The sequence below is a fragment of the Pantoea sp. OVA07A genome, assembly GCF_019969975.1.
Lineage (GTDB): Bacteria > Pseudomonadota > Gammaproteobacteria > Enterobacterales > Enterobacteriaceae > Pantoea > Pantoea agglomerans.
Genome location: NZ_JAHXYM010000001.1, coordinates 1,000,999 through 1,017,802, shown reverse-complemented (window position 1 = coordinate 1,017,802; position 16,804 = coordinate 1,000,999). Strand labels below are relative to the sequence as shown.

At 60.6% G+C, this 16,804-nt stretch carries 10 protein-coding genes; 7 read left to right on the top strand and 3 right to left on the bottom strand.

Going from position 1 to position 16,804, the window contains the following annotated elements; genetic code table 11:
• Positions 1-4: 4 nt before the first annotated feature.
• The 3 genes from tssM to LC417_RS04825 form a co-directional block, all read right to left on the bottom strand.
• On the bottom strand, positions 5-2,119 hold the full coding sequence (gene tssM / locus LC417_RS04835; RefSeq protein WP_223565548.1) for a type VI secretion system membrane subunit TssM: 2,115 nt from the start codon (positions 2,117-2,119) through the stop codon (positions 5-7).
• Complete coding sequence (icmH, locus tag LC417_RS04830; RefSeq protein ID WP_033757432.1) at positions 2,119-3,336, bottom strand: type IVB secretion system protein IcmH/DotU; 1,218 nt, start codon at positions 3,334-3,336, stop codon at positions 2,119-2,121. Before icmH ends, tssM begins: the two co-directional genes overlap by 1 nt.
• Before the next feature lie 85 nt (positions 3,337-3,421).
• Positions 3,422-3,913 carry a hypothetical protein gene (locus tag LC417_RS04825; protein ID WP_010245819.1) on the bottom strand — a complete coding sequence of 164 codons (492 nt, stop codon included), beginning with the start codon at positions 3,911-3,913 and terminating at the stop codon, positions 3,422-3,424.
• A 488-nt stretch (positions 3,914-4,401) separates the two neighbouring features.
• Between LC417_RS04825 and LC417_RS04820 the strand changes: the two genes are divergently transcribed.
• From LC417_RS04820 to cobA, 7 genes are all read left to right on the top strand, one after another.
• Positions 4,402-5,616, top strand: a complete 1,215-nt coding sequence (locus LC417_RS04820; RefSeq protein ID WP_010245817.1) for a nitrate regulatory protein — start codon at positions 4,402-4,404, stop codon at positions 5,614-5,616.
• Positions 5,617-5,878: 262 nt separating this feature from the next.
• Positions 5,879-7,129 (top strand): CmpA/NrtA family ABC transporter substrate-binding protein, encoded by a 1,251-nt coding sequence (locus LC417_RS04815; RefSeq protein WP_010245814.1) that lies wholly within the window; start codon positions 5,879-5,881, stop codon positions 7,127-7,129.
• A gap of 11 nt (positions 7,130-7,140) precedes the next feature.
• Positions 7,141-8,013 (top strand): nitrate ABC transporter permease, encoded by an 873-nt coding sequence (gene ntrB / locus LC417_RS04810; RefSeq protein ID WP_010245811.1) that lies wholly within the window; start codon positions 7,141-7,143, stop codon positions 8,011-8,013.
• A gap of 10 nt (positions 8,014-8,023) precedes the next feature.
• Positions 8,024-8,812, top strand: coding sequence for an ABC transporter ATP-binding protein (locus LC417_RS04805; protein ID WP_010245808.1), 789 nt, complete (start codon positions 8,024-8,026; stop codon positions 8,810-8,812).
• 10 nt (positions 8,813-8,822) lie between these two features.
• Complete coding sequence (gene nirB, locus LC417_RS04800) at positions 8,823-12,887, top strand: nitrite reductase large subunit NirB (RefSeq protein WP_223565547.1); 4,065 nt, start codon at positions 8,823-8,825, stop codon at positions 12,885-12,887.
• The gene (locus tag LC417_RS04795; protein ID WP_010245802.1) at positions 12,884-15,502 is read left to right on the top strand and encodes a nitrate reductase; all 2,619 of its coding nucleotides are present in this window, start codon (positions 12,884-12,886) and stop codon (positions 15,500-15,502) included. Before nirB ends, LC417_RS04795 begins: the two co-directional genes overlap by 4 nt.
• Positions 15,502-16,341 carry a uroporphyrinogen-III C-methyltransferase gene (gene cobA, locus LC417_RS04790; protein ID WP_223565723.1) on the top strand — a complete coding sequence of 280 codons (840 nt, stop codon included), beginning with the start codon at positions 15,502-15,504 and terminating at the stop codon, positions 16,339-16,341. The genes LC417_RS04795 and cobA overlap by 1 nt, the downstream gene beginning before the upstream one ends.
• Positions 16,342-16,804: the final 463 nt, after the last annotated feature.

The following is a 16,804-nucleotide window of genomic DNA, read 5'->3' as shown; positions in this document are numbered from 1 at the left end:
ACCATTACTCGCTATGCGAGTTTGATTGCGGGGCCGGGTGCCGCGGCGCTACCGCCAGCATGCCGCCCGCCTGGTCCGCAATTTTCAGATTCTCTGCAAGCTTGCGCATCATCAGTGCATTATCACGTGCATAAGGCGACGACTGAATCTGCTGATCCAGCAACTGGCTCAGGTGCCAGTCAAGCTGCTGCAGGTCGCGGGCGCTTACCGTATCGGGCAGGGAGCGCTGTAAATTTTGCAGCAGCCAGGCCCGTAAAAACTCGCCATCATAATTACGCGGTTGATAGAGCATCTGATAGGCGCGCAGCGCATTGCGGCTGTAGGCGTTATCATCACCCGGGTCGTTGCGCAGGATATTCGTGATCTGCTGCGCCACACGCGGCAGCAACAAAGACTTAAGCGCATTTTGATAAAGCACCCAGGCGGCATCGCTGATCTGATTACCCCGGTATAAGCCCGCCCGCATAGTAAGCGGCGGATTATCGAGGGAAAAGCGCGCCGAGAGCGGCAACTTCACCAGGTTATTCAGAAAGGGTAGCAGATCAAAAATATTATCAGCAGGCTGATGAATCACCTGCTGACTTTGCTCACGGATAAGCGGTACTCTTGCGGCAACCTGCTGCAGATACTGTTGATTCTGGTAGTAACTGATGCCCCACAGGCTGGAGGCGATCAGCAGAGCGCCTGCCAGCACGCCGTAGCCAATCCAGTGGAACAGCTGATTACGGTACTCCCAGCGGCGATTACTGCCGGCCAGGCCGCTCTCTTTGAATATCAGATCGTTGAGCAGGTCACGAATAAAGAAGCTCTGGCCTTTGTTGCCGGGAATCGGACTGTTGCGATTAACGCTGTCCCAGGCCGCGATCGAGTGATCGCCCGCCTGACGCAACTGCAGTTTGCGGCTCAGTTCTCCCATTACGCGATCAAACGGCAGGCCTTCCTGCGTTCCGCTGGTGAAGAAGAGGCCGCGCGGGCTCCAGGCGACCGCATCCTGGTGATCAGAAAAAACGATATCCAGATATTCGTTCAGCAGTGGACGCAGCGAGGCGAACTCCTGCGGAAAGAGGAAGCACTCAGCGCGCTCGTTCAGGTCGCGCTCATGGGTCATCTGCTCCGCCAGTTGTTGCTGGAGCTGCAGTTCCAGCCGCTGAAACTGCTGGCCAAAATGGCGATGCCAGTCATCTTTGTGCGGCTTGCCCAGCTCCCAGTTAAACGTGAAGCCCCAGATAGCATCTCGCCGCGCTTTATCAATCGTGCCGAAGTAGCTCATAAAGCCTTTCAGCAGATCGGTTTTGGTGACCATCACATAAACCGGGAAGTGAATACCGGTCTGCTGATGCAGTTCTGCCATGCGCTCTCGCAGCGCGCTGGCCTGGGCGAAACGCGCTTCGGCTGAATCACTCAGCAGATCGGCGACGCTGATGGTCATGATCACACCGTTAATCGGCTGGCGGGTGCGATAGCGTTTCAGCAGATTGATAAAACTGTGCCATTCCGCGGCATCTCGCACGCGCTGGCTCTCCTGCAACGCATAACGACCGGCGGTATCAATCAGCACCGCGCTGTCAGTAAACCACCAGTCACAGTTGCGGGTTCCCCCGACGCCGCGGACCGCATTTTTGCCCAGCGTATCGGTCAGCGGGAAATCGAGGCCGGCATTAAACAGCGCGGTGGTTTTACCGGCGCCGGGCGCACCCATGACCAGGTACCAGGGCAGCTGATAGAGATAATTAGCGTTAAAGCGTGAGAGCAGGTTCCCGCTGTGACGACGGCCAAACTGAGTGCGTTTCAGCTGCATCGCAGCTTCGCTGAAGCGCTGGTTGAGCCGCTCTTCGGTCATCTGACGTTCCGCCGGGTCGTCGTTGCCCGACAGCTGAAGCTGGGTCAGTAAGCGGCTGTTGAACCAGGCACGATAGAGCGACGGGATCAGCTGGAACAGGATCCAGAGAAAATAGAGGGCGCTCACGGTGAGCTGGCGAGGCAGTACGGGTTCCAGTGGACGCGATTCGCCCCATGACCAGAACGGCCCCAGCATCCAGACCAGACAGCTCAGCGCCGTGACGCCAATAAAGCTCCACAGCAGGCGATGCGTTAGCAGCAGGCGAAGGGAGGCGCGCATTATTGTGCTCCTTGATGATTACTGAGCGTTTCAGGCGCGGCAAACAGGGTGATTTCAACGCGGCGGTTGCGGGTCCGGTTTTCACTGCTGTCGTTGGGCAGCAGCGGGTCGCTGTCGCCGCGGCCTTCGGAGCGAACCGTATGACCATCAGCCAGTTGCAGTTGTAACAACTGGGTGATGGCGCGGGCGCGGGCAAATGAGAACTCATAGCTGGAGGCAAAGCGGCTGTTATCCACCGGATGATCATCGGTAAACACCGACACCAGAATGGTCCCTTTGACATCTTTCATCGCGGTTGAGACGCGGGCCAGCAGGGCGCGCCCCACCGGATTGATCACCGTGCCCTGTTCGGCGAACAGTTTGTCTGCGGGGATGATCACTTTGCTGCCAAAGGCACCATCGCTGACCTCAAGCTGCCCGGCTGCAATCACATCATTCAGGCGCTGACGCAGATCGAGCAACGCCTGCGGGGAAGAGGGACGACGGCCCGCGGTAATCTGCGGCAGCGGCGTCTGATAGATGGTACGCAGCAGCGGTTCGGCGGCATTGCCGAGACGCCAGTTCAGGCCGCTGTAGATCAGGCAGCCGACCAGCGCGACCAGCATGGCACAGGCCCAGAGCGGCACCATCGGGCGGGCGAGGGTGCTCACCAGCGGATGCACTTCAACCAGTGGCGGTTGCGCTGTCTGGCGCTGGGCACGCGTTTCGTCAATCAGAGTTTTCAGGCGTTTACGGATACCATCGCACTGGGCGCGACCATTTTCACTGCCGCGATAGCGGCCTTCATAGCCCAGCAGCAGACAGTATTGCACCACTTCCAGCAGCCAGAGGTGTTGTTGCGGACTTTGTGAAATGCGCGACAGCAGTTGAAAGAATTTTTCGCCGCCCCAGCTTTCATTATGGAAGGTCACCAGCATGCCGTTGCCAGACCAGACGCCGCGCGTGCCCCATGGGGTTTGCGCCGCCGCTTCATCGAGCGCGCTGCAGATGCAGTAACGCGCGCCGATAATCATCTCAAACGGCAGCCCTGCCTGTTTACAGCGTTGTTCAAACTGGCGGATTTCATCGATCAGAGACTGGCGCAGACCCGCAGGGTCATCATGGGTGGCTGCCTGACGAATTTGCACCACCGCGTTCAGCAGTGGCGCCGCAGCCTGAAGTAAGAGATTCTCATTGCCTGAGGGGGTCGCCTCACGCGCAGGGGATTCCACAGTCATTAATTCGTGATCTTCCAGCCAATGGCAAATCCCTGTACCCGCAGCCCGGGACGGTTCTGCGGGCAATATGCGCCGGATTTCATATTCAGTCTAAGATCCAGGTCGCGGTATCGTTAGTCCGACAGGCTTTGCTGGCGCCGCCGACGGCCACACAGACCTGTTTCGTTTTGCGGGGACGGGGACGATCGCTCTGTACGGTGGCATCGTAACGGCTGCTCTCTACACCCGCTTTTAATGGCACATAACCGATCAGCGGGCCGTCAGCCTGGTCAGCAATCGCCAGCCAGCTGTGTTCCACATTACCTAATACTTCGAACGGTTTACCCGTTTCGAGATAGCGAACCACTTTGCCGCCGTAATCAGGCGAGGTCATGACGGATGCGCCATAAAGCGCCCGCCAGGTCTGATTGACCGGCTCAAATTCAGTCGGTGCCGCGACAGCGTGTCGATGGACCAGTTTGACGCCGTTAATTTCGCTGGTAACCAGCGTATCGTCAGTGACGGGCGGCGGCGGGGCCTTACAGCCTGCCAGGGTAAGAACCGCCAGCAGTGTTAACGCAAGACTCTTTTTCACCATGTTCCTCGTGATCTCATCAAAGTATCTGCATATTGCCAGGCCCGATGCCAGGAGGCGATCTTTATCGCGCCGCATCGTGCCGAAATTCTGTTTTTAAAAAAAGGGTCAGATTACATCGGGATAGTAACGCATTCAGTTTACCTAAGACTTTTGAGAATTCAAACCATTGCACCCGCTGCCGATGCGTGATAGCAGGCGCTTTACGGGCGGGTTTCGGTATAAGAAAAGCGCCAGGTAATGTGATAGTTAAAGCGAACTGAATTATCGCAGAGACAAACTGGTTGAGAACAGTGCCGCGCATTCTGACATGCAATGGATTTGATTGGAAACTATTAAGATTTACTAATAACTTGTTGCCGAAAAAATTTATCAGTTTGCGTTAAGAAACTTATCAAAATCAGATTTTACGCCCCTGCTCAGACCCTCTTTTTTCAGGAAAGCGGCACGCCTTTTGCTTCTGAAAGGTTTTAACCGCACTGAGGTGAGCAATGAGGGACGCCCTGACCTGGCTGCAGGCATCACGCGCGAGCGATATCGCCAGCCTGCAACGTCTTCTGGAAACCGGCGAGCTGATGGCTGCCGTCAGTGAACTGGTCCATCGGTTGCAGCGGGAACGTGGCGCAAACAATCTCTGGATCTGCTCTGACGGAGCGCTGTTCAGCGCCGAACGTCATGCCCGCCAGCAGGAGGTCAGCGCCGGCCTGGAGCATTTTTATCAGGCGCTGCCGGCCGCCATAGCGCAGCCCGGCTACAGCCGCTTCTGCAACCTGATTGCCGCTGCCCTGCAGGCGCTGGCCGGACTGCCTGCGCTGCGCCAGCAAATCAGCCAGCGTGAGCTTGATCAGGCCGCGGCGATGGCCGCCTTTAACCAGGTTATCCGTACTTTACTCAATCTGGTGTTTGAGGCGGCCGACACCGCCAGCTATCCCGGCATCTCCCGTGCACTGATCGCCCTGTTCAGTTTTATGCAGGGCAAAGAACTGGCCGGGCAGGAGCGGGCCATCGGCTCAGCCGGCTTTGCGGCGCGTCAGTTCACCCCCGACCAGCGCAGCCAGATGGTCGCCCTGATTGCGGCACAGGAGCAGAGCTTTATCACCTTCCGGGAGTTTGCTGACAGCGCCGCGTGTGAATCCTGGCAGCCGCTGGCTCAGGCCAGCCGCGACATCGAACGCCTTCGTCGCATCGCCTGCACCGGCGGCCGTTGTGATGAGACCGGCGCGCTGCACTGGTTTTCCCTGCTCTCTGAGCGGCTGGATCAGATGAAAATGCTGGAGGATGCCCTGACGGCGACATTGATGCAGCGCTGCCGGGCTGCCATTGATCAGGCACAACAGCAGGCGGCAGGAACAGTGGTGCAGGGCGACAGCAATTTTTCGCTTTACGTCTCCGGGGCGGACTGGCTGCCTGGCGCGGCGGCGCTCGACAGCGACGGTCTGGCCCCGCAGCTGGGGCGCTCGGTCCTATCGCTGATTGGCGAACAGTCGCAGCGTTTGCAGCAGCAGGCGGATGAACTGGCGGCGATGCGCGCCTCACTGGACGAGCGGCGCGTGATCGATCAGGCCAAACACTGGCTGATGCAGCAGCAGGGTTTCACAGAAGAGGCCGCCTGGCAGGCATTACGCAAAAGTGCGATGAATCAGAATAAGCGGGTACTGGAGATCGCGCAGGCGGTACTGGCGGTAGCGAAGACCCTGAGCAACTAACCCGGATGAGGTAGCTGCACAACCTTTGTGCGTGATCTGCGTCAGAAACGTGCAAAAACGGTTAATTTTTCAACAGTGCGTCACCGCAGATCGGCATTAAGGCTGTTTCGGCGATCTGGCACATCCTTTGCTTAATCCCTATAGAGAGTACGCATTGCTCCCGCCAATGGCGGTGGGGTCAGTGCTTTGGATAAAGGCGTCCATCCGCAGGCTTCGGCTTGTCGGAGGACGCCTTTTTTTATTTCTGTTCAGGGGCAACAAGATGAGCAAAACGCCATTTTCACTGACACGACGTCAGGCGCTGATCTCCGGCGCCGCGCTGGGTGCGGCCTGGATCGTTCCGGGATTACGAAATGCGGTCTGGGCAGCGGGATCAGATGCGCCAGAAAAAGCGCAGGTGCGGGTCGGATTTATCCCGCTCACTGACTGCGCGCCGGTGGTGATGGCCTCTGTGAAAGGCTTCGACAAAAAGTATGGTCTCACATTGCAGGTCAGCAAAGAGGCGAGCTGGGCGGCGGTGCGCGACAAACTGACCTCCGGTGAGCTGGATGCGGCGCATGTGCTCTACGGCATGATCTACGCCCTGCAACTGGGCGTAGCGGGTCCGCAGCACGACATGGCGAACCTGATGACGCTCAACCATAACGGCCAGGCGATCACCCTGTCGAACCAGCTGAAAGCCAGTGGGGTCACCGATGCGGCCAGCCTGAAAAAGGCCATTGATGGCAGCGCCAAAGGCAGCTTTACCTTCGCCCATACCTTTCCGACCAGCACCCATGCCATGTGGCTCTATTACTGGCTCGCCAATGCGGGCATCCACCCGTTTGATGACGTGCGCACCGTGGTCGTGCCGCCGCCGCAGATGGTGATGAACATGAAAATTGGCAACATGAGCGGCTTCTGCGTTGGTGAGCCGTGGAACCAGCGCGCCATCAGCGACAACATCGGTTTTACCGCCGCCACCAGCCAGCAGATCTGGCCGGAGCATCCGGAAAAAGTGCTCGGCACCCGCGCAGAGTGGGTGAAAGAGAACCCCAACACGGCCCGTGCACTCACCGCCGCTGTGCTGGAGGCCGCGCGCTGGATTGATGCCTCGGACGACAACCGCCGCGAAACCGCGCAGGTGTTAGCCGGCCGCGCCTGGATCAATACCAAAGTGGAGACGTTACAGGGTCGGATGCTCGGTCAGTATCAGAACGGCCTGGGGCAGTCGTGGCAGGACGCTCACCCGATGCGCTTCTTTGACAACGGCAACGTCAGTTTTCCCTGGCTCTCAGACGGCATGTGGTTCCTGACCCAGATGAAACGCTGGGGCCTGCTTGCCAGCGATCCCGACTACCTCGCGGTGGCGCGCCAGATCAACCGCATCGACATCTACAAACAGGCCGCCAGCGCAGTCGGACAGGTTGCACTGCCCGCCAGTGAAATGCGCAGCAGTACCTTCATCGACGGCAAGGTCTGGGATGGCAGCGATCCTGCCGCCTATGCCGCCAGTTTCGCTATCAAACGTTAAGAGAGGTTGCTATGAAAACTGACGCGCGCGCCCTGGCGCAGCCGGTGCAGAGTCACAACAGTGCCACCGTTATTCCGTTACAGGTCACCCCGAAAGCCGCAGCCCGTCCGGCGCGTCTGCGTCCGCTGTTGCAGCGCGCCATTCCCGCCACCGGTGGCCTGTTATTAATGCTGCTGGTGTGGCAGATCGCGGCGCTGTCGCAACCGGGTTTCCCTTCGCCTTACGCCACCTGGCAGGCCGCTCAGGTCCTGTTCGCTGACCCGTTCTACAGCAACGGCCCCAACGATCAGGGCATCGGCTGGAACGTGCTGGCGTCGCTGCAACGCGTCGGCATTGGATTCGGCCTGGCCGCGCTGGTCGGCATTCCGGCGGGCTTTTTAATCGGTCGCTTTAGCTTTATGGCGCAGATGTTCAATCCCGTCATCGCCCTGCTGCGGCCGGTGAGTCCGCTGGCCTGGCTGCCGATTGGCCTGCTGCTGTTTCAGCGCGCCGAGCCTGCCGCCAGCTGGACCATTTTTATCTGTTCGATCTGGCCAATGATCATTAACACCGCCGAAGGGGTACAGCGTATTCCGCAGGATTACCTCAACGTGGCGCGGGTGTTACAGCTTTCTGAGTGGACGGTGATGCGCCGGATCCTGCTGCCCGCCGTGCTGCCCGCGGTGCTGACCGGGGTCCGTCTCTCTATCGGCATCGCCTGGCTGGTGATCGTCGCCGCCGAAATGCTGACCGGCGGACTGGGCATCGGCTTCTGGATCTGGAATGAGTGGAACAACCTCAACGTGGAAAATATTCTGGTCGCCATTCTGGTCATCGGCGTAATCGGGCTGCTGCTGGAACAGGGGCTGATGCTGCTGGTCCGTCGTTTTAGCTGGGATAAATAAGGAGAGCACGATGCAACAGATCATTCGCGTCCAGCAGGTCAGCCAGCGTTTTGCCACCGCCAGCGGCGAGTTTCTGGCGCTGGACAATGTCAGTTTTGATATTCACGAAGGGGAAACCCTGAGCCTGATCGGCCACTCCGGCTGCGGCAAATCGACGCTGCTGAACCTGATTGCCGGTTTAACCCGGCCCAGCAGCGGCGTGCTGCTGTGTGATAACCGCGAAATCACTGGCCCCGGTCCGGAGCGCGCGGTGGTGTTTCAGAACCATTCGCTGCTGCCGTGGCTGACGGCATTTCAGAATGTCGAGCTGGCGGTGCAACAGGTGTTTAAAGGGCGCTTCAGCAAAGCGGAGATGCGTGACTGGATCGAGCACAACCTTAACCGGGTGCAGATGAGCCATGCCATGCACAAGCGGCCCGGCGAAATATCCGGCGGTATGAAGCAACGCGTCGGTATTGCGCGGGCGCTGGCGATGAAGCCACGCGTGCTGCTGCTGGATGAGCCGTTTGGCGCGCTGGACGCCTTAACCCGCGCTCATCTGCAGGACAGCGTGATGCGCATTCAGCAGGAGCTGAACACCACCATCGTGCTGATTACCCATGACGTGGATGAAGCCGTGCTGCTGTCAGACCGGGTGCTGATGATGACTAATGGCCCGGCGGCGCAGGTTGGCGAGATCCTCACTGTCGATCTGCCACGCCCGCGTTCACGGGTGGCGCTGGCGGATGAGCCGCGCTACCACCAGTTGCGACAGAAAGTGCTGCATTTCCTCTATGAAAAACAGACCACTGCGGCGTAAGGAACAGACCATGAAGCAACGGTTGCTGGTGATAGGTAATGGCATGGCGGGAATGCAGATGGTGGAGAGCCTGCTGCAACGTGCACCGCAGCGCTTCGCCATCACGGTCATTGGCCGCGAGCCGCACGGCAATTACAACCGTGTGCTGCTCTCGCCGGTGCTGGCGGGTGAAACGCCGTTCAGTGAAACGCTGATCCACGATCGCGACTGGTATGAGCGGCACGGCGTCACGCTGCTATCCGGCGAAACCGTGCTGCAGGTCGATCTGGCGGCACGTACAGTGCAGACCGATTATCGCCAGCTGGGCTGGGATCGGCTGGTGTTTGCCACCGGTTCACAGCCCCGTTTGCCCGCCATTCCCGGCATCAACGCGGATTGCGTACTGGGTTTTCGCAGTATCGCCGACGTCCGGCAACTCCTGGCGTGCCAGGGACCGGTGGTGGTGTTGGGCGGTGGTTTTCTCGGCATTGAAGCGGCGGCGGCACTCTGTGCCCGTGGGCGTGAGGTTACGCTGGTTCATCACAAACCCTGGCTGCTGGATCGCCAGCTGGATGCAAAGGCGGGCGAGCTGTTGCTGACGGCACTCCAGCAGCGCGATATCCGCTGCGTGCTGAACAGCGGACTCACGGCGATTGACGAGGCGGGTGTGACGCTGACCAGCGGTCGTCACTGCGCCGCCACGCAGGTGGTGATTGCCATCGGCGTTCAGCCGGAGATAACGCTGGCGCAGGCAGCGGGTCTGCCGTGTCAGCGCGGCATTCTGGTCGATGGGCAGTTACGCACAGCGGTCCCGTCGGTGTACGCCGTAGGCGAGTGCTGCGAAATTGCCGGCGAAACCTTTGGCCTGGTCGCACCCTGCCTGACGCAGGCGCAGATTCTGGCCGCACAGCTGGCGGGGTCGCCACTGGCGGATTTTGTCAGCCAGCCGCAGGCGACGCGGCTCAAAGTCAGTGGCATTTCGCTGTTCAGCGCCGGGGATGTCAGTGAGGCACCCTCCATCAGCAGTTTTGATCCGATCTCCGGCGACTACCGCCGTCTGTTTCTTCGTCAGGGCCGCCTCTGTGGCGTATTGCTCTCTGGCGACACCCGGCAGGGTCCCGCGCTGCTGGCGCGTCTGCTGCACACCGAAGCTGTCACGCTCGAAGCCCTGTTCGATTCCCGTCAACCTGAACCGCAGCCGCAGGCTGCAGAGAGTCCTGAGATGAGTAAACCGGTATTAGCCGTGGTGGGTCACGGCATGGTCAGTCACCACTTTCTTGAACAGCTGGTTGCCCGCGAACTGCATCAGCACTACCACATCGTGGTTTACGGCGAGGAGCGTCAGCAGGCTTACGATCGGGTGCATCTGTCGGACTATTTCAACGGCAAAACGGCCGACGATCTGTCGCTGGTCAGCGCGGACTTTTTTACCCTGCACGGCATCGAACTGCGCAGCGGCTGCGCAGTCGTAGCGATCGATCGTCAGCAGCGCAGTCTGCGTGACAGCGCGGGCAATGAGCTGGCGTGGGATAAGCTGGTGCTGGCCACCGGCTCGCGTGCTTTTGTACCGCCGGTACCGGGCCACGACGACGAACGCTGCTTTGTCTACCGCACGCTGGACGACCTTGATGCCATTGCCGCCTGCGCCCGCAATAGCCAGCGCGGCATTGTGATTGGCGGCGGCCTGCTGGGTCTGGAGGCGGCAAATGCGCTGCGGCAGCTCGGGCTGGAAACGCATGTGGTGGAGTTTGCGCCACGCCTGATGGCAGTGCAGCTCGATGAGGGCGGTGCGCTGATGCTGCGCCAGAAGATCGATGCGCTGGGCGTCACGGTTCACACCTCAAAACAGACCGAACTGATTGAGCGTCAGACCAACGGTAGCGTGGTGCTGCGCTTTGCTGACGGCAGCAGTTTACCCGGCGATCTGGTGCTGTTCTCCGCCGGTATCCGGCCGCGCGATGAGCTGGCACGTGAAGCGGGCCTGACGCTGGGACCGCGCGGCGGCATTGAGATCAACGATCGCTGCCAGACCAGCGATGAAGAGGTGTTTGCCATTGGTGAATGCGCATTGTGGAACGGTCAGATCTTCGGTCTGGTCGCGCCAGGCTATCAGATGGCACGCGTGCTGGCCGGGCATCTGGCGGCTGAATCCACCGCCTTCAGCGGCGCGGACATGAGTACCAGACTGAAACTGCTGGGGGTGGAGGTGGCGTCGTTTGGTGACGCGCATGGCCGCACGCCGGGCAGTCAGCACTATCACTGGACCGACGGGCCAAAAGGCATCTACAAGAAAATCGTGGTTTCTGCCGACAGCACCCGGCTGCTGGGCGGCGTGCTGGTCGGTGACAGCAGCGACTACGCCACGCTGCTGCAGATGATGCTCAATGAGTTACCGCTGCCTGCCGCGCCAGAAAGCCTTATCCTGCCTGCGCTGTCGGGGGCGCCGAAAGCGCCAGGCGTCGCGGCGTTGCCTGACAGCGCCCAGGTCTGCTCCTGTCACAACGTCAGCAAGGGCGAAATCTGCGCGGCGGTGAAAGGCGGATGCGGTGAGATGAGCAGCATCAAAAGCTGTACCAAAGCGGCTACGGGCTGCGGCGGCTGTGCGGCACTGGTAAAACAGGTGATGGAGTTTGAGCTGGAAAACCTCGGTGTCGAGGTAAAAAAAGATATCTGTGAACATTTCAGCTATTCGCGCCAGGAACTTTATCACCTGGTGCGGGCCGGTGAGTTCAGAACCTTTGATGCGCTGCTGACGTCACATGGTCGGGGGCAGGGTTGTGAAGTGTGCAAACCGCTGGTGGCGTCACTGCTCGCCTCATGCTGGAACGACTATCTGCTAAAACCGGCGCATCTGCCGTTGCAGGATACCAACGACCGCTATTTCGCCAATATCCAGAAAGATGGCACCTATTCGGTGGTGCCGCGCGTCCCGGCGGGCGAAATCACGCCGCAGGGGTTGATCGCGATTGGCGAGGTGGCGGCGCGTTACGATCTTTACACCAAAATCACCGGCGGTCAGCGTATCGACCTGTTTGGCGCGCGGCTCGATCAACTGCCTGATATCTGGCAGACGCTACTGGTGGCGGGTTTTGAAACCGGTCACGCCTACGGCAAGTCGCTGCGCACTGTGAAGTCCTGTGTGGGGTCGACCTGGTGCCGCTACGGCGTGCAGGATTCAACCGCTTTCGCCATTGCGCTGGAGAACCGCTACAAGGGGCTGCGCGCCCCACACAAGATCAAGATGGCGGTATCGGGCTGTACCCGCGAATGTGCGGAAGCGCAGAGCAAAGATATCGGGGTGATCGCCACGGAAAAGGGCTGGAATCTCTATGTGTGTGGCAATGGCGGCATGAAGCCGCGCCACGCCGACCTGTTCGCCAGCGATCTCGATGATGCCACGCTGCTGCGTTATGTCGACCGCCTGCTGATGTTCTATATCCGCACCGCAGACAGGCTGCAGCGCACCAGCGTCTGGATGGACAATCTGGAAGGCGGCCTGGACTATCTGCGTCAGGTGGTGATTGAGGATAGCCTCGGTCTGGGCGAGACGCTGGAGCAGGAGATGCAGCGGGTGGTGGACGCGTATCAGTGCGAGTGGCAGACCACGCTGGCGGATCCTTCACGACTTGCGCTGTTTACCCCTACGGTCAACAGCGATCGCCCGGATGAGACGCTGCACTACAGCCGGGTGCGCGGTCAGCGTCAGCCGGAGGCCGTTACCGATCGTCCGCTGTTACCGCCGCCAGCCGAGCCGTGGAGCGCGGTGTGTACACTGGAGGCGATTCCTCAGCAGGCGGGGATCGGGGCGCGACTGGGTAGCGAACGTGTTGCGCTGTTCCGCTTTGGCGATGCGCTTTTTGCGCTGGAAGACCGCGAACCCGGCAGCGACGCCAGCGTACTGTCACGTGGGATCCTTGGCGATGTGGGCGGCGAGCCGGTGGTGATCTCCCCGCTCTATAAGCAGCGGATACGGTTGCGTGACGGACAGAGCCTGGATAACCCGCAGCATCAGCTGCGCTGCTGGCCGGTGAAGCTGGAAGCGGGTCAGATCTGGCTGGCAAATCGTCCGCTGGGTCAGCTGGCGCAGGCATCATGAACAGTACCTGTCCCTATTGCGGCGTCGGCTGTGGCGTCTGCGTCACCCCGCAGGGGGCGCATCAGGCAACCGTGATCGGCGATCCGCACCATCCCGCGAACGCGGGTCGGTTGTGCGTAAAAGGCGCAGCGCTGGGCCAGACCCTGACGCCGCAAGGGCGTTTGCTGAACGCCGAGGTTAACGGGCAGCGCGTCAGCCTGGACGCTGCGCTGGATGCGGCGGCGGCGGGATTGCGGGCGGTTATCGATCAGTATGGCCCGCAGGCGGTGGCGTTTTACGGCTCCGGCCAGCTGTTGACCGAGGATTACTACGTCGCCAATAAGCTGATGAAGGGCTACATCGGTGCAGCCAACATCGATACGAATTCGCGGCTCTGCATGGCGTCGGCGGTGGTCGGTTATAAGCGGGCGCTGGGGGCCGATGCGGTGCCCTGCTGCTATGAGGATCTGGAGCAGGCCGACCTGGTGCTGCTGGTGGGGTCTAATGCTGCCTGGGCGCATCCGGTGGTGTGGCAGCGGCTGATGCAGGCGAAGCTGCAACGTCCGGCGATGTGTATTGTCGTTATCGATCCGCGGCGTACGGCGAGTTGCGATCAGGCCGATCTCCACCTGCCGTTGCGGCCCGGCAGCGATACGGCGTTGTTTTCCGGTCTGCTGCACTGGCTGGCGCAGCAGGATGGCATTGATGCCAGCATGTTGCCGCACCTGAATGGTGTGGACGAGACGCTGACCGCCGCAGCGCAGTGGGGTGTGGCGCGAGTGGCAGAGGCATGTGACTTAACCGTGCAGCAGGTCGCGCACTTTTTCCAGCTTTTCAGCCAGCACGATCGGGTGCTGACGCTATGGTGCATGGGGATTAATCAGTCCGCCACCGGCAGCGACAATAACCAGGCGATTCTTAATCTGCATCTGCTGACGGGCAAAATAGGCCGCGCGGGCTGTGGTCCTTTTTCGCTGACCGGACAGCCAAATGCCATGGGCGGACGGGAGGTGGGTGGCCTGGCGAATCAGCTGGCGGCGCATATGAATTTTACTGAAGCGGATTGCGAACGGGTGCAGCGTTTCTGGCGCAGTCCGGCCATTGCCCGGGAACCGGGACTGACTGCACTGGATCTTTTCCGGGCACTGGCGGATGGCACGGTGAAAGCAGTGTGGATTATGGGCACCAATCCGGCGGTGTCGATGCCTGAGGGCAACCGCGTCGCGCAGGCGCTGGCGGCCTGTCCGCTGGTGATTGTATCAGATGTGATGGCGCAGACCGATACCAGCGCCTTTGCCAATATTCTGCTGCCCGCCCAGGGGTGGGGCGAGAAGAACGGCACGGTGACCAATTCCGAGCGGCGTATTTCACGTCAGCGCGCTTTTGCCGCCGCACCCGGTGACGCCCGGCCTGACTGGTGGTTGCTGTCGCAGGTGGCCAGGCGTTTAGGGTTTGATGAAGGCTTTAACTGGCAGCATCCGGCAGAGATTTTCCGTGAGCATGCGGCGTTGTCAGGTTTCGAGAACCGGGGCGCCAGGGCGTTTGATATCAGCGGCCTGGCGCAATTGAGTAATGCTGACTGGGATGCGCTGCGTCCGGTGCAGTGGCCGGTTAACGCGGCCTGTCCGCAGGGCTGCGCCCGGCTGTTTGGCAATCGTCGGTTTTTTCATCCGGATGGTAAGGCCCGGTTGCGGGTGCCGGCCACGCCGGTTGTCGCCCCGCGCGAACCGGCGTATCCGTTGTTGATGAATACCGGACGGGTGCGCGATCAGTGGCACACCATGACGCGTACCGGGCTGGTGCCGCGTCTGATGCAGCATTGCGATGAACCGTTTGTCGCGCTGCATCCGGCGGATGCGGCAACGTATGGCGTGACGGCGGGCGGACTGGCGCGGGTGCAGTCTGTTCAGGGCTGGATTAGCGTGCGGGTGCGTGTCGATGCCGGGATGCGGCGCGGCGAGCTGTTTGTGCCGATGCACTGGAACCGGCAGTTCAGTCAGCAGAGTCACGTCGATTTACTGGTGGCCGCCCGCGCCTGTCCGTTTTCGGGGCAGCCCGCGCTGAAGCAGACGTCGGTGCGGATTCTGCCGTTGAGGGTGAGCTGGCAGGGCTGGCTATGGCAGCGCGAGATAGCGCAGCCCACAGGGTTGCGTTACTGGGCGCGTACCCCCTATCCGGCGGTGCAGCGTTATGCGGTGGCGGGCGAGGGCTCGCCGCAGGTCTGGCTGGACGGGCAGGTTGTTCTTTCAGGCTGTCACAGGCAGGTTGCGACCGGCAGCGGCAATGATTACCGGTTGCTGGCATGGCGTGACGGCGAGTTGCAGCTGGCGTTTTATGCCGGCTCCGTGTTGCCGTCGATTGATAGTGCGTGGGTCGCCGAGGCCTTTAGTCATGCGCCGCAGGATGCGGCAGGGCGGCACAGTGTACTGGCAGGACAGCCCGCGCAGGGCGCGGCCACGGGACGGATTATTTGCAGTTGTATGGCGGTGGGTGAGCAGACGATTTTACAGGCGGTGGCGCAGGGGTGTCGTACAACTCAGGCGTTGGGCGAAAAGCTAAAGTGCGGCACGCAGTGCGGCTCCTGTATTCCGGAGCTGAAGCAGTTGTTGCTGTCCGAAGTGATGTCGGAGGAATGATGACACGAGCAATTGATTCTCTGGATAAGTTACTGGCCCCGGTGGATGCCGTGTCGCAACAGGGCGCGGTGTGGCTGGTGGGTGCGGGCCCTGGCGATGTGGAACTGCTGACCGTTAAGGCGTTGCGGTTGCTGCAGCGTGCTGAGGTGGTGGTATATGACCGGCTGGTGAGTGACGCGGTGATGGCGGAGGTGCCGGAGCAGGCGTTGTGTATTGATGTGGGTAAGCAGCCGAGGCAGCATGGTCTGAAGCAGGCGCAGATTAATAAGTTGCTGGTGGAACTGGCGCGCAGTGGACGCAATGTAATCCGGCTGAAGGGGGGCGATCCGTTTGTTTTTGGTCGCGGAGGCGAGGAGATGGTGAGCGTGCAGCAGGCCGGGATTCGCTGTGAGGTCGTGCCAGGGATTACGGCGGCTGTGGGCTGTGCGGCAGCCAGCGGAATTCCGTTGACGCATCGGGATTGCGCGCAGTCTTTGCGGTTGATTACCGGGCATGGGCGGAACGGCGAGCCGCAGCTGGAGGCGGCTGCGCTGACGGCGGTGAATCAGACGCTGGTGTTTTATATGGGGTTGAGCTGGAGTGCGTCGATCAGTGCGCAGTTGCAGGCGCAGGGACGTGATGCGGAGACGCCGGTGGCGATTATTGAGAATGGAACCCGGCCCGATCAGCGGGTGTTGATTACCACGCTGGGGGGATTAGCAGAGACGGTGGCGCGGGATAAGCCGGTGTCTCCGTCGTTGCTGATGGTGGGTGAGGTGGTGCGGTTTTATCGGGCGGATTTGCAGGTGCGGGGTGGGGAGACGGTGAGCCGGTGCGTCGTGCAGGAAAGACCTGCCTGATCGCAAAGGGATCCCGCATCCCTGCGGACTGGGCTCGCCATCCCTGGCTCGCACACTTTGCTCTTCAGGCAGGGCTTACCTGCACTGTTGGCATTGGTGCGGGGTTTTGCGGGATCAGGTCTGGATTGAGTGGGCGTATGTCTTGGTGGTAAGGCCGGAACGGTGCGGCAAGACGGTGCGGCGTGCAGGAAAGGCCTGCCTGATCGCAAAGGGATCACGCATCCCTGCAGACTGGGCTCGCCATCCCTGGCTCGCACACTTTGCTCTTCAGGCAGGCCCTTCCTGCACGGCTGGCGGCGGTGCGGTTTTTTTTGGGATCAGATCTGGATTGAGTGCGGTTGATGAGAGTGGAAGTGCCCGAGCAGGACGAAAAGAGCAGTCCAGTGTGGGAAGGCAGGTGAGGGTTGGTAAGACGGTGCGTCGTGCAGGAAAGGCCTGCCTGATCGCAAAGGGATCCCGCATC

Excerpts from the sequence above, each read along its gene's own strand:
- tssM (WP_223565548.1), bottom strand. The coding sequence starts at position 2,119 with ATGCGCGCCTCCCTTCGCCTGCTGCTAACGCATCGCCTGCTGTGGAGC.
- icmH (WP_033757432.1), bottom strand. The coding sequence starts at position 3,336 with ATGACTGTGGAATCCCCTGCGCGTGAGGCGACCCCCTCAGGCAATGAG.
- LC417_RS04825 (WP_010245819.1), bottom strand. The coding sequence starts at position 3,913 with ATGGTGAAAAAGAGTCTTGCGTTAACACTGCTGGCGGTTCTTACCCTG.
- LC417_RS04820 (WP_010245817.1), top strand. The coding sequence starts at position 4,402 with ATGAGGGACGCCCTGACCTGGCTGCAGGCATCACGCGCGAGCGATATC.
- LC417_RS04815 (WP_010245814.1), top strand. The coding sequence starts at position 5,879 with ATGAGCAAAACGCCATTTTCACTGACACGACGTCAGGCGCTGATCTCC.
- ntrB (WP_010245811.1), top strand. The coding sequence starts at position 7,141 with ATGAAAACTGACGCGCGCGCCCTGGCGCAGCCGGTGCAGAGTCACAAC.
- LC417_RS04805 (WP_010245808.1), top strand. The coding sequence starts at position 8,024 with ATGCAACAGATCATTCGCGTCCAGCAGGTCAGCCAGCGTTTTGCCACC.
- nirB (WP_223565547.1), top strand. The coding sequence starts at position 8,823 with ATGAAGCAACGGTTGCTGGTGATAGGTAATGGCATGGCGGGAATGCAG.
- LC417_RS04795 (WP_010245802.1), top strand. The coding sequence starts at position 12,884 with ATGAACAGTACCTGTCCCTATTGCGGCGTCGGCTGTGGCGTCTGCGTC.
- cobA (WP_223565723.1), top strand. The coding sequence starts at position 15,502 with ATGACACGAGCAATTGATTCTCTGGATAAGTTACTGGCCCCGGTGGAT.